Annotated in this window: 16 protein-coding genes; 5 read left to right on the top strand and 11 right to left on the bottom strand. The window is 69.4% G+C overall.

From position 1 onward, the window contains the following. Positions 1–13 precede the first annotated feature (13 nt). Positions 14–157, bottom strand: coding sequence for a hypothetical protein (locus tag C5E05_RS20055; protein WP_160073511.1), 144 nt, complete (start codon positions 155–157; stop codon positions 14–16). A 95-nt stretch (positions 158–252) separates the two neighbouring features. Beyond that, positions 253–606: an MmcQ/YjbR family DNA-binding protein gene (locus C5E05_RS05085; RefSeq protein ID WP_104241844.1), complete on the bottom strand. Its 354-nt coding sequence runs from the start codon at positions 604–606 to the stop codon at positions 253–255. A gap of 171 nt (positions 607–777) precedes the next feature. Between C5E05_RS05085 and C5E05_RS05080 the strand changes: the two genes are divergently transcribed. After that, positions 778–1,812, top strand: a complete 1,035-nt coding sequence (locus C5E05_RS05080) for an NADPH:quinone reductase (protein ID WP_104241842.1) — start codon at positions 778–780, stop codon at positions 1,810–1,812. Positions 1,813–1,893: 81 nt separating this feature from the next. Here the strand turns inward: C5E05_RS05080 and C5E05_RS05075 are convergent, their stop codons facing one another. The 4 genes from C5E05_RS05075 to C5E05_RS05060 are packed head-to-tail and all read right to left on the bottom strand — an operon-like array spanning position 1,894 to position 5,830. Then, positions 1,894–2,517 (bottom strand): methyltransferase, encoded by a 624-nt coding sequence (locus tag C5E05_RS05075; protein ID WP_104241840.1) that lies wholly within the window; start codon positions 2,515–2,517, stop codon positions 1,894–1,896. 58 nt (positions 2,518–2,575) lie between these two features. Then, the gene (locus tag C5E05_RS05070) at positions 2,576–3,640 is read right to left on the bottom strand and encodes a tripartite tricarboxylate transporter substrate binding protein (RefSeq protein WP_104241838.1); all 1,065 of its coding nucleotides are present in this window, start codon (positions 3,638–3,640) and stop codon (positions 2,576–2,578) included. Between the two features lie 29 nt (positions 3,641–3,669). Beyond that, positions 3,670–5,241: a tripartite tricarboxylate transporter permease gene (locus C5E05_RS05065; RefSeq protein ID WP_104241836.1), complete on the bottom strand. Its 1,572-nt coding sequence runs from the start codon at positions 5,239–5,241 to the stop codon at positions 3,670–3,672. Position 5,242: 1 nt separating this feature from the next. Then, entirely contained in the window at positions 5,243–5,830 is a 588-nt protein-coding gene (locus tag C5E05_RS05060) for a tripartite tricarboxylate transporter TctB family protein (RefSeq protein WP_104241834.1), read from the bottom strand. Between the two features lie 211 nt (positions 5,831–6,041). On the opposite strand from C5E05_RS05060, the gene C5E05_RS05055 reads away from it, so the two are divergent. Beyond that, positions 6,042–6,890, top strand: a complete 849-nt coding sequence (locus C5E05_RS05055) for a MurR/RpiR family transcriptional regulator (protein WP_104241832.1) — start codon at positions 6,042–6,044, stop codon at positions 6,888–6,890. Next, entirely contained in the window at positions 6,887–8,140 is a 1,254-nt protein-coding gene (locus C5E05_RS05050; protein ID WP_104241830.1) for an MFS transporter, read from the top strand. The genes C5E05_RS05055 and C5E05_RS05050 overlap by 4 nt, the downstream gene beginning before the upstream one ends. 70 nt (positions 8,141–8,210) lie before the next feature. On the opposite strand, the gene C5E05_RS05045 is transcribed toward C5E05_RS05050, so the two are convergent. The 5 genes from C5E05_RS05045 to C5E05_RS05025 form a co-directional block, all read right to left on the bottom strand. Beyond that, the gene (locus tag C5E05_RS05045; protein ID WP_181059378.1) at positions 8,211–9,038 is read right to left on the bottom strand and encodes an SDR family NAD(P)-dependent oxidoreductase; all 828 of its coding nucleotides are present in this window, start codon (positions 9,036–9,038) and stop codon (positions 8,211–8,213) included. 74 nt (positions 9,039–9,112) lie between these two features. Continuing rightward, positions 9,113–9,655 carry a DinB family protein gene (locus C5E05_RS05040; protein WP_104241828.1) on the bottom strand — a complete coding sequence of 181 codons (543 nt, stop codon included), beginning with the start codon at positions 9,653–9,655 and terminating at the stop codon, positions 9,113–9,115. Between the two features lie 153 nt (positions 9,656–9,808). After that, complete coding sequence (locus tag C5E05_RS05035) at positions 9,809–10,912, bottom strand: site-specific integrase (protein ID WP_104341319.1); 1,104 nt, start codon at positions 10,910–10,912, stop codon at positions 9,809–9,811. A gap of 2 nt (positions 10,913–10,914) precedes the next feature. Then, positions 10,915–11,265, bottom strand: a complete 351-nt coding sequence (locus tag C5E05_RS05030; RefSeq protein ID WP_104341318.1) for an ImmA/IrrE family metallo-endopeptidase — start codon at positions 11,263–11,265, stop codon at positions 10,915–10,917. Positions 11,266–11,333: 68 nt separating this feature from the next. Next, positions 11,334–11,711 (bottom strand): hypothetical protein, encoded by a 378-nt coding sequence (locus C5E05_RS05025; protein WP_146081036.1) that lies wholly within the window; start codon positions 11,709–11,711, stop codon positions 11,334–11,336. An 86-nt stretch (positions 11,712–11,797) separates the two neighbouring features. On the opposite strand from C5E05_RS05025, the gene C5E05_RS05020 reads away from it, so the two are divergent. Both C5E05_RS05020 and C5E05_RS05015 read left to right on the top strand, forming a co-directional pair. Beyond that, positions 11,798–12,049 (top strand): helix-turn-helix domain-containing protein, encoded by a 252-nt coding sequence (locus tag C5E05_RS05020; RefSeq protein ID WP_104341316.1) that lies wholly within the window; start codon positions 11,798–11,800, stop codon positions 12,047–12,049. After that, positions 12,046–12,282 (top strand): AlpA family transcriptional regulator, encoded by a 237-nt coding sequence (locus C5E05_RS05015; RefSeq protein WP_258064772.1) that lies wholly within the window; start codon positions 12,046–12,048, stop codon positions 12,280–12,282. The genes C5E05_RS05020 and C5E05_RS05015 overlap by 4 nt, the downstream gene beginning before the upstream one ends. The last annotated feature ends 90 nt before the right edge of the window (positions 12,283–12,372 follow it).

Here is a 12,372-nt window from a genome sequence, read left to right as displayed (position 1 = left end):
GCCGCGTCGCTCGCTACTTCGCGGAGCGCACGGAAAGCAGCTCGTAGCCCTCAGGGACCATCGCCTCGATCTTCGCCTTCGCCGCCTCGTAGGAGTCGGCTTCCGCCTCGATCGTCTCGCTGGCTACTGGGCGGATGACTGCAATGACCTTGACCATCCGCTGATCATAGAGCGGACGCGCGGCCCAGGGCGGCACGACGCGGCCCGTCGGGCGCCTGCGGGCCTCGGCCGGCGGTGCGTGCCCGAGGTGGGTCAGTCCCGCTCGGGAGAGGACCGCGCCTCGCGCAGGATGCGTTTGGTCGCCCTGGCCTCCCACGCCTCCTGGAGCAGTTCGCCGAGCCTCGGCGGGGGGACGTTCGCGAGCCGCACCAGCACGCTCGGGTGGCCGTCGTAGTGGCGTGTCGTGAAGAACGCCGACGGCTCGCCCTGGAGCAGAGCCTCGCGCTCGCCGAGGTCGGCGCGCCAGCACACGAGCACCCCGGGCTCGTCGTGGATGCGCGCGAACATCTTCGTCCCGACGTAGAACGCCGGGGTGCCGTAGGCGGTGCGCTCCGAGGTCTCCGGCAGGCGGAGCGCCAGCCGTCGCACATCGTCGTCGCTGCTCATGACGCCATCGTGCCACCGTCCGGCCGTCCCGTGCCCGGTTGTTGTCGGAACGAGACGGCGTCTTCGTCCGGGCGAGCGGACCGTGCTGTGAGCGGTGGCCCAGGATGCCGCCATCGCCGTGGACGCGCCACGGAGGGAATAGCGCGGGGCGCCGGCTCGCTGAACCCGGGTATGAAGGCAATCGTCTACTCAGCCACCGGTCCGTCCAGCGTCCTCTCCCAGGTCGAGCGCGAGGTCGCGCAGCCTGGCCCGGGCGAAGTCCGCGTGAAGGTCGTCGCCTCTGGCGTGAACCCCACCGATTGGAAGGCGCGCGACGGCGGTGGCGCGGGCAGTCTGCTCGGCTTCCCGGAGGTGGTCCCGAACCAGGATGGTGCGGGCGTCGTCGATGCTCTCGGCGACGGCGTGGACACGCTCGCCGTCGGCGACCGTGTCTGGGTGTACCTCGCGGCGCACAACCGGCCGACGGGCACGGCGCAGGAGTTCACGGTGCTGCCCGCCGACCGTGTCGTCGCGTTGCCGGACGGCATCGACTTCGACGTCGCCGCGAGCCTCGGCGTGCCCGCCATGACGGCGCACCGGGCACTCACGGTGCACGAGCACGGCCCCGCCCGTCTCTCGCCCGAGGCGCTCGCGGGCCGCACGGTGCTGGTGCACGGCGGTGCAGGAGCGGTCGGTCACGCGGCCATCCAGCTCTCGGTGTGGGCAGGTGCGACGGTGATCACGTCGGTGAGCAGCGACGAGAAGGAAGCCCTGGCCCTCGCAGCCGGGGCGCACCACGTGGTCCGCTACCCGGACGCCTCGCTCGCCGAGCGCATCCGGGAACTGGCTCCGGACGGCGTCGACCACATCGTCGAGGTCTCGCCCACGCAGAACGCGGCGCTCGACGTCGAGGTCATCGCCAACCACGGCAGCATCGCCTACTACGCGAACAACAACGGCGACGACTTCACCGTGCCCATCATCGCGAGCTTCGCGAAGAACGTCCGCTGGCAGGGGCTGCTGCTCTACACGGTGGGTCCGGATGCGCTGCACGCGGCGGCCGAGGACGTGACGGCGGCGCTCGTCGACGGCGCGCTTCCCGTGGGGGAGCCGGCTGGCCTGCCCATCACGTGGTTCCCGCTCGAGGAGACGGCCCAGGCGCACGACGCGGTCGAGGGTGGAGCCGTGGGGAAGGTGCTCATCCGCGTCGCGGACGAGAAGGCCTGATCTCAGCGGTTGCAGTGACGTCGGCCGCAGCTCCTCTGCGGGGCTGCGGCCGGCGTGTGTCCTTCGTCCTGGCTCTGGCGGCTAGACCCGAACCCGAGCCGTCTCCTCGATCGCGATCCGCTTGCGGCGCTCGCCCGCCTCGATCTCCTCGGCGCGGGTGATGACCTCGTCGGCCTCTTCGCTGCGAACAACGACAACCCCGTCGTCGTCGGCCACGATGAGGTCCCCAGCTTCGACGACCACACCGCTGATCGCGACCGGGATGCCGATGCGACCCGGGCCGAACTTGTAGGGGCCGGCTGGCGTCACCGCGCGGGCGAAGACGGGGAGCCCGATCTCGCCGAGGCCCACGGCATCGCGGATCGCCCCGTCGATGACGAACCCGGCGACACCGAGGCGCAGGGCTCGGAGCCCGATGAGGTCGCCGATGAGCGCTCGGCTCACGTCGCCGCCGCCGTTGACGACCAGCACGTCACCCGGCTGCGCGACGTCGAGGGCCTTGTGGATGATGAGGTTGTCGCCCGGGCGGGTCCAGACGGGAAGCGCGCGGCCCGCGAGCTTCGCGCCATCCCAGACCGGCCGTATCCCTGAGGCCGTGCCGAGCCGGTCCTGCGCATCCCCGATGTTGGCGCTCGGGATGCCCCGAGCGCGGTCGATGAGGCGGTCGCTGGTCGTCGCGGTGCTGCTTGCGTGCTCGCTGTTCATGCGTCGATCTCCTGCTGGTCGAGCGGCTGATGGGGCGGTTGGTCGAGTGGAGGCGGTGCTACTCACCGGCGATCAGCTCCGCGATGATCGGCTTCGTCGTCGCTTCTCGCTCCTCCCAGAGCGTGGCCACGTCTGCGGCTGGCATCCAGTTGGGTACCGTTCCCGCATTCTCGAGCGCGGCGACGACGTCGGGATCCTCGGTTGCGGCTTGGAGGGCTGCCTCAAGCGCGGCGACCGTTGCGGCTGGCGTTCCGGCCGGGACCGAGACGGCGAAGTTGTTCGACATCGGCGCCACTTCGAAGCCCTGCTCGTTCAACGTCGTGACGTCGGGGAAGAAGGGGCTCGGGACGTCGCTGAGGACCGAGAGCACGTTGATCTCACCTGACTTGGCCTGCCCGATGAACGAGGAGACGCCCCCGAGGGCGAAATCGACCTCGCCGGAGACGAGAGCTGCGATCTTGTCGGCCCCGCTGTTGTAATGCACGATGTTGAATTCGAGGCCGAGCTCCTTCTCGAGGGTGCGGAGGTTGACGTGGTCGTCTCCCGCACGCGAGTCGGTGCCGACGGTGATGGTGCCGGGGCTCGCCTTGACGGCATCGAAGAGCTCCTGCGTGCTCGTGTACGGGCTGTCCTTGTTGACGCCGATGACGATGTCGTTGAGCGCGAACGAGCCGACGGGTGCGAAGCTCTCCCGGTCGAAACCGGCCTGCTTGCTCGGGTCGAGGTAGCGGCCGAAGATCGAGGGGATGTTCGTGAAGCCCAGCGTGAGCCCGTCCGGCTTGGCGGAGGCCAGGGCGTTGAGGCCGATGACCTGGTTGCCGCCCTCCTTGTTGACGACCTTGATGTTGACGCCGAGGTCTTCGCCCATGGCGGGGGCCATGATGCGGGCGAGGATGTCGTTGCCGGCTCCGGCCGCAGAAGGCACGATCCACTCGATCGTGGATCCGGCTTCCGGGAACTCGGCACCGTCGTCGGCGGCCCCAGCGGTTCCCGTCGCGCAGGCGCTCAACAGGGACGCGATGGCGGCGGCTGCGACGACCGCCGTCAGGCGCGTGCTCCTGCTCGCCCAGCCGCGGCGCTTCGGCGACGCGGGGGTGTTCTCGATTCTGGGTGTGGTGAACATTGACTGACTCCTTCGTCGGTCCAGGGGTGCTAGCGGTTGGTGGATGAGGTGGTCTGCATCTCGGGGGTCTGCTCCTCGAGCTCCAGGGCGAGCCGCTTCGCGTTCATCCGCGTGACGCGCTTCGCGAGCAGCGAGCTGAGGAGCGGGCGGGCGGCACCGAACAGCACGGCGACGACGATCACGATGAGCAGCGTCACGCTGATGCCGCTGCTGAGGAACACGGAGTAGTCGCCGCGTGAGAGGGCGAGGGAGCGCTGGAAGTTCTCCTCGAGCATCGGCCCGAGGATCACGGCGAGCACCAGCGGGGTGAGGGGCACGGCGAACAGGTGGAAGAGGTAGCCGACGATGCCTGCCCCGAGCATCACGAAGATGTCGAATGCTGAGCCGTTGATGCTGTAGGTGCCGAGGAACATGAACGCGATGATGACGGCCATCAGGTAGTGGAACGGCACCTTGAGCACCGCGATCCACACTCGCGCGAGCGGCACGTTGAGGATGAGGAGGATCACGTTGCCGACGAGCAGGCTCGCGATGATCGCCCAGGCGACCTCAGGGTTGTCGCGGAACAGGAGCGGGCCGGGGATGAGGCCGTTGATCGTGAAGGCGCCGGCCATGATGGCCACGGTGGCGCTCGTCGGGATGCCGAGCGTGAAGAGCGGGATCATGGAGGAGACGGCGAGTGCGTTGTTCGCCGCCTCCGGCCCCGCGACGCCCTCGACGGCGCCCTTTCCGAACTCCCCGCCCCGGCGCGAGATGCGCTTCTCGAGGGCGTAGGAGGCGAGCGAGGTCGCGGCGCCGGGCGAGCCGGGCAGGAGGCCCATGACGAACCCGATGAAGGATCCGCGCATGAAGGGTCCGGCGGAGCGCCGCAGGTCGGTACCCGTCGGGAGGAGCTTGCCGACCTTGATGGGCTTGCGGATGCCGTCCTTGCCGCCGCGCGCCTGGGCGAGCACCTCGCTCATGCCGAACACGCCCATGACGATCGCGACGAGGCCGAGGCCGTCGAAGAGCTCGGGCATCTCGAAGGTGAAGCGCTGCACTCCCTGGCCCTGGTCGATGCCGACGCTCGCGATGGCGAGTCCGACGCCGACGCTGAGGAGCGCCTTGGCCGGGTCGCGGCCGGCGAAGCTCGCGACGAGCGCCATGCCCAGCACCGAGACGAGGAAGAGCTCGGGGGCGCCGAATTCGAGGGCGAGTCTGCTGAAGGGGGCGACGAGCACGAATCCGATGACCCCGATGAGGCCGCCGACGAACGAGGCGAGGGCTGCGATCACGAGCGCGGGCCCTCCTCGCCCCCTCTTGGCCATCTCGTACCCGTCGAGCGTCGTCGCGATGGACGAGGCCTCGCCGGGTATGCGAAGGAGGACGGCCGTGATCGTCCCGCCGTAGGCCGCTCCGTAGAGGATGGCGGCGAGCATGATGATGGCTGTTGTCGCGTCCAGGCCGAAGGTGACCGGGATCAGCAGCGAGACGGCGGCGGCTGGGCCGAAGCCGGGGAGCACACCCACGAGCATGCCGATGACGCAGCCGAGGAGGGCGAAGAGCAGGTGCTCGGGGGTGAGGACGGTGATGAGGCCGCCGATGAGGTTCTCGAAGCCCATGTCAGAGTCCAATCCAGCTGAGGGGAGCGATGCTCGCGTGCGGCAGCGCGGTGTTGAGCCACACCTCGAAGACGAGGCGCGAGAGGCCCGTCACGACGAGCGCGACGAGGAGGGAGATCCACCAGCGGCGCCCACCGACGAAGATGAGGACGGTCGTGAGCATGAGCACCATGACGACCGAGTAGCCGAGGAGGGGGAGGAGTGCGGCGCCGAGGGCGACGCTTCCGACGATGGTGCCGATCCGGAGCCACGCCGCCTTGTCCGGCAGCGACTCGTCGTCCATCTCGTCGCTCTCTTCTCCTTCGAGGAGCGCCTCGAAGGGTGCGTCAGTCCCGATCGAGCCGGTCGCAGTCGGGAGATCCGGGAGGTGCGCTGGGGGCGCGCCGCGGACTCGCTCTGCGGCGAGGCGAAGGGCCCAGAGGAGGCCGGCACCGCCGACGAAGACCGCGGCGACGAGCGGCATGAGGCCGGCTCCGACCCCGGTATCCGCGGTGAGGCCGTAGCTCACCGCGGCGCCGCCGAAGGCGATTGCCGCCACGACGCAGGCGGCTGCGATGCCCCATTCGGCTCTGATCCTGTTCGATGACATCGTTGTCCTCCGCCTCTCTGCGGTTCGAATCCTGGTGCGTTTCGGGAAAGCCCTGCTCCCGGAGCGTTCGCCCCTTCGAGGGAACTTGCAACCTTGCACATGCTTGCAGGATTGTGGGAGAGTGTCAAGCAGAGCAAGAAAAGCTGGCACTGTGTTGCTGTGAGCAGCGGCAGTTGCACGGGCAACAGCATCCACTCAATGAGGAGTCCAGGTGAGTTTCAGATCGGTCATCGCCAGCAGCACCAAGCAGCTGAGCAGCTCAGAGCGCAAGGTCATGGCCGTGCTGCTGTCAGGCGAGCGCGTCTCGGAGGCGCCGGCGGCCGAGATCGCGCAGCGCGCGGGCACCCACGAGTCGACTGTCGTCCGTCTGGCGCAGAAGCTCGGCTACCGCGGCTACCCCGACCTGCGAGCCGATCTGCAGCGGGATGAGGGCTCTGAGGCTGCCGAGCAGGAGAGCTACATGCGGGCAGAGTCGGGCCACGACCTCTACTCGTTCGCGAGCGATGAAGCGGAGGCGCTCGAACGGCTCGCGAAGTACGTGCCGCAGGACGTCATGGAGGCCGCGGCTCGAGCGATCGACGCGTCGACGACGATCTACGTCTTCTCGGACGCCGACGACGAACGACCCCTCCGTGATCTCGCGGCGAGGCGCATGCGTCGGCTCGGGTTCACGGTCGTCACGCTCGAGAACAGCGCGAAGGACCTCGCCGAGAACATGGTCGGATTCGATGGCGATTCGACGCTCATCGCGTACGCCCTCAGGGAGGCGTCGATCCGTCTCGCCCCGCTCATGTCGGAGTGCCAGCGCCGAGGCGGGAAGGTCGTGCTCATCAGCGACGTGCCCGGGTTCCATTTCCGGCCGAACCCGGACCACCTCATCGCGGCTCCTCGCGGCGACGACAGCAGCTACCGCACGCCGCTGGTGCCCATCGCTCTCACCTATTCGCTCCAGCTCGCCGTGTTCCACCTCGACCGCAGTCGCTACGCCGCAGTGCGCAGCCAGATCGAGGACCTGACCAGGCACTTCGGTGGCTCCGAGGAAGCTCCCCGGCGTCCATGACGGGGCGGCGACGCCGACCCCCAGCAGGCGGTGAGCAGCCGTGGCGCTTCGCGCTGAGCGTCCAAGCGGCGCTGCTGCAGTCAGCGTGGGTGGGCGCGCGTCTCATGATCGGATACAAGGCGGTCGAGCTCGGTGCGACGGGGTTCGCGCTCGGGCTCGTCGCGGCCTCGTTCGCGGCGCCTGCACTGGTGGCGGCGCTTCCGGTCGGACGGCTGTCTGACCTGATCGGGGGAGCGAGGGTCGCGCTGCTCGGCGTCGCCGTCTTCGTGAGCGGCCCAGTCCTGCTCTGCTGGGCCAACGAGCTCTGGATCCTCGTGGTCGCGGCGGCGACGACGGGGATCGGCAGCCTCTTCGTCATGATCGGGCAGCAGACATTCACGGCCCATCGCGGACGCGACGGCACCAGCGACGGCACGTTCGCGGTGCTCACCACCGCCGCATCCCTCGGGCAGCTCGTCGGTCCGCCCATCGTCACCCTGACCGCCTCGGTCGGGGCCGTCGAGGCGAGTGCCCCTGACACCGTGCTCGGGGCGATCGCCTGCATCGTGCTGGTGGTGCTCGGACTTCTCGGCACGCCGGCGCTGCTGCGCGCCGACCGGCAGTCCGCAGCGGCGAAGCGTCCCGAGGCCGAATCCGCGACGGATGCGAGCGGCGGGGTGGCGAAGCGGCGCCCCCGTCTCGTCGATCTCGGCAGGGGCAACGGCCTGTGGCGGTCGGTCGCCGTGAGCGCCGCCGTCCTCGTGACGGTCGATCTCCTGTACACGTTCGTTCCCCTGTGGGCTTCGGAGAAGGGTGTGTCGAGCGTCGCCGTGGGTGCGCTGCTCGCCGTCAGGGCCCTCGTGTCCGTCGTCTCGAGGGTCGGGCTCAGCCGGCTCGTGTCCCGCTTCGGGCGCAAGGCGCTGCTGCTCGTCTCCATCGGCTGCGGCGTGGGTGCGCTCGTCGCGTTGCCGTTCGTCGCCGCGCTCGGCGCGATTCCCGTCATGGTCGCGCTGGGCGTCGCCCTCGGCATCCCGCAGCCGCTCACGATGTCGTGGGTGGTGCGCATCACGCCGAAGGAGGTGCACGGGCAGGCGCTCGGCCTGCGCATGACGGCGAACCGCTTCGCGCAGATCGTGCTGCCGCTCGGCATCGGTGCGGTCGCCGGGCCGCTCGGCGTGAGCGTCATCCTGTGGGCGAACGCGGCGGTGCTCGCGGCCGCGCTGCTCATCGTGACCGGGGCGAGCGTCGATGACGAGGAGGCCCCGCGCTGAGGTCGGGCGCGAGGGCCGTGTGCGCAGCGCATCGGCCTCACCCCAGCTATCGCTGCGGTGGGGCCGAATCTCACTGGGGGAAGCGAGGGTCCTGGCTGTAGTCGTCGAGGCGGGCGGTCAGGGCGGCGTGCACCTGGGGTGGTGCGTCGTCGCCGATGAGCACACGCAGTCGAGTGTCGCCGGGGTCGCCGACGTGCGAGAGGATCGCCTCCGCCGCAGACGCGGGGGAGGTGCCGCTCGGTTCCACACCGGCCGGCGGCGCAGGCCAGGGGACGCTCGGCGTTCCGAAGAGCTGCGTTCGCAGGTCGTCGTACGCGCTGATAGGCGCGCTGAACTGCATGCTGCCTCCGGCCCAGTCCGTGCAGAGCTCGCCCGGCTGCACGATCGTCACGCGGATGCCGAAGGCGGCGACCTCGGCGGCCAGTGCTTCGCTGAAGCCCTCGAGCCCCCACTTGGCCGCGTTGTAGAGGCCGAGCGTCGGCACAGTGCCGACCGCGCCGACCGTCGAGATCTGCACGATGTGGCCGGCGCCGCGTGCCCGCATCCCGGGCAGCACCGCCTGGCTGAGCCAGAGCGGTCCGAGGAGATCGGTGTCGATGATGCTGCGAGCTTCCGGCTCAGTGACTTCCTCCGCCGCGGCGATAAGGCCGTACCCGGCGTTGTTGACGAGAACGTCGACCGCCCCGAAATGCGAGGAGGCCCGCTCGACGACGTCGAAGGCCGCCGCTCGGTCACGGACATCGAGCGGGAGGACCAGCAGTCTGTCGTGCTCCGGGAGTGAGTGCTCGCCGCGCACCGTCGCGACGACGTTGTGCGACGCGCCCAGTGCGGCGAGGGTCAGGGCGCGTCCGAGTCCGCGGTTCGCGCCAGTGATCAGCCAGGTCTGCGCTGTGCTCATAGCTCGACGCTAGGCGATGATCCTCCCCGCACGGTGTATCGACGCAGCCGAGCCGAGCCCCGGCGCTGGACCCCTTACTCGCCGACGCTCCCGTCGATCGCCTCGCGCAGCAGGTCGGCGTGGCCGTTGTGCCTGGAGTACTCCTCGACCATGTGGATGAGGATCCACCGCAGGCGAGGAATCCGGCCGTCCGAGAACCCCTTCGCGGCGGGGTAGGCGAGGCCCCCGGCGCGGAACGCGCGCTCCGCGGCGGCCCGCGCGCGTGCAACCGACGCCTCCCACTCGGCGAGCAGCTCGGCTGGCTGCTGCGCGCTCGCGGCGTCCCACTCCCAGTCGGGCGTCTTCGTCCAGTCGACGGACGCCCACGGCTCGCGTTGCTCCTCGCCGAAGAGGACAACCCCGAACCAGTCGTCCTCCACGTACGTGAGGTGCTTGACGAGGCCCCCGAGCGTCATGCTGCTCGGCGGCAGCGTCCTCGACAGCTCGGCGGAGCCGAGGCCCGAGAGCTTCCAGGCGAGCGTCGCCCGGTGGAAATCGAGAAAGCCGTTGAGCGTCGACCACTCGTCCTCACCGAGGGGCGGCTCTGGGCGGTCCTGCGCGTCGAAGATCGTCGTCATCGTGCGAGTCTAGGCACCGCCATCTGGCGAGCCGTGAGTCTGGCACATGCGCAGACTGCCGCACGGAATGAACAGTGCCCCTGGAGGGACTCGAACCCTACGGGGCTTCTCACTGACTGCCCCGGAATAGCAGGCGAGACGGGGCCGTCGAGCCTAGGACGCAGCCCCAGTGCCCACATTCTGCCCACACTCTGCGGCGAGCTTCGCCTCGATCGCATCCGCCACCGCGTCGAGATCCGCCTCGAACAGGTCGCTGTAGACGTCGAGGGTCATCGCCGCCGAGGTGTGCCCGAGCATCCGCTGCACGGCCTTCACGTTCGCGCCTGACGAGATCGCGATGGACGCCGCGGTGTGCCGCAGGTCGTGGATGACGAGGTCGGGAATCTTCGGATCCTCCGCCTGGGCTCGGCTGAGCGCGCCGGAGAACCATGACTCGGAGCCGGGGGAGTACGTGCGCATGCGGCCGGTGCTCGGCACCGGCAGCAGGACCGCCTCGGGGAGCGCCTTGGGGATGCGCTCGAGCGCGAACTTCGTCACGGGCACGTCGCGGGCGACGCCGCCCTTCGGGGTGTCTGGGACGAGCGTCGACCCGACCATCGTCGCCGACACCTCCACGCGGATGCGACGCCGCTCACGGTCGACGTGCTTGCCGCGCAGCGCGACCGCCTCACCCCAGCGCAGGCCCGTTGTGCCGAGGAACCACACCATGCCGGCGTTGGCCTTCGCGTGGGAGGCGAGGGTCGCCAGCTGCGGAACGGTGAGGTAGGCGTGCTTCTGGCGGACCTTGCGCGGCAGTGGGATGCCTCGAGCGACGTTCGCGTGCACCGCCTTGTCGTCGACGGCGAGGTCCAGGATTCCGGCGAGGATGCCGTGTGCGCGGCGCGAGACGCTGGCCGACTTCGCCATGCCGTGCACCCACTCGCGCACCTCGGAGCGCTTCACCTTGCCGACCGGGACAGCACCCCACTTCGCTTCGACGTGCGTCGAGTAGGCGACGTTGAGGGTGCGCTTGTACGACTCCTTCATGCCCTGCTTCGTCGCGATCCACCGCGGCCAGAGCTCGCCGACAGTGACCCGTCCTGCAGCCTCGGTAACGAACTCTCCGCGCAGCTTCGACACCTCGACGGTGTTCGCGAACGCCTCGGCTTCCTTCTTCGTGCGGAACCCGCGCTTGTCGGTCTGCTTGCCGTCCGGCTTCCGGTATCGCACCCGGTAGCGGAGGCCAGCGTCGGTCTCGTACTTCGCGATCGTCGCCATGCCTACGCCGCCTTGAGCCAGGCGCGCAGGTACTTCGTGGGCACTCCGACCTCGCGCGCGATGAGCTCGGGGTGCTCGTACATGCGCTCGGCGCGGAGGAGGTCGGCGGGCTGGATGAGGCGCTGCGCGGCGATGCGGTCGGCGCGCTCCTCCTGCCACGCGGCGCGGCCGACATCCATCTTCTCGAAGTGGACAATCTCGTGCGCGATCGTCGCGCGACGGTGCACGGCGGGGAGCTTCGGGCGGACGAGGATCAGGTGCTTCTCGGGGATCAGGAGCGCGTTGGCGGTCCGGATGCGGCCCTCTTCGATCCTCAGCCCCAGTTCGCGGGCGTGCTCGTAGGGGTCATACATGCTGTCTCCTAGCGGGGAAGGTGGGAGATGGTGCGTGGCGAGTCTGCACCGACCCACCGACACTCGAGCTAGTCGAAGATCTCGTCTTCGACCGGCGACTCGTCCGCCGCGTACTTGAGCTCCTGTTCCTCGGTCATGTCGTTCGCGCCTGGCTGCGTCGGGAACTGCGAGACGTTGTCGGGGCGGGCGATGGAGTCTCCGGCGCGGCGAGCGAGCTCGAGGAGCAGCTCGCCTCCGTCGAGGCTTCCGCCGGCGAGCATCGCGAGGGCGTCGACGTCTTCGGTGTCGAGGGCGCGCTTTCCGTTGATGCGCTCGGAGACGTAGCCCGTGTTGCGGCCGAGCTTGGACGCGATCTGCTTTCCGGTCACGTTGTTCTCTGCCATGAAGCCTCGGAAGGCTGCGGCGAACGCGATGGAGAAGGGCGTCAGGTCGTTGTATCGGGTCACGACCATGAGCTTGGCATATGCGCTAGTCGCTAGTCAAGTGCAAAACTAGCTTGCGAGATGCGGTTTGCGTATGCAATGGTTGGCGTATGCAAACAGGCAACGACGCTGCAGCCCAGGCCATCCGCCTCCTGCTCGCGGCACACGACAAGAACCAGTCCTGGCTCGCCGCTCAGCTCGGAAAGTCCCCCTTCTGGATCGGACGCCGAATGAGCCACACCGTCAACTTCGACCTCGAAGACCTCGGCAAGATCGCAGCCGTCTTCGGTCTCGACATCCCCGGCCTCCTCGCCGTCCCAGAGGCCGTCGCGGCTTCGACCATGAAGGCGGTCGCATCATGAGGGCGACCGAGGCCGCCCCCGGCACGGCGCCGGCCCCGATGGAGGCCTTCCTCAACACCGAGGCGGTCGCTGCGCAGCTCGGCGTCGAGGAGTCCACGCTCCGCAATTGGAAGTACCTCGACGCCAAGGACAACGGCCACCGAGGCCCGAAGGCCACGAAGGTCGGTCGCCTCGTCCGCTACAAGCCGAGCGACATCACCGCATGGCTCGACGCGCAGCAGGTGGCGTCGTGACCCCCCGCGACTGGTCCCGCCCGGAGACGCTGCAGGACCGCATCGACCGCGACGGCGTCGACGCGGCGCTCGGCCTCATTCGATACGAGG

It is taken from the genome of Pseudoclavibacter sp. AY1H1 (assembly GCF_002931055.1).
Taxonomy (GTDB): Bacteria; Actinomycetota; Actinomycetes; order Actinomycetales; family Microbacteriaceae; genus Pseudoclavibacter.
The sequence above is the reverse complement of the archived record's forward strand: the minus strand, read 5'-3'. Positions and strand labels throughout refer to the sequence as shown.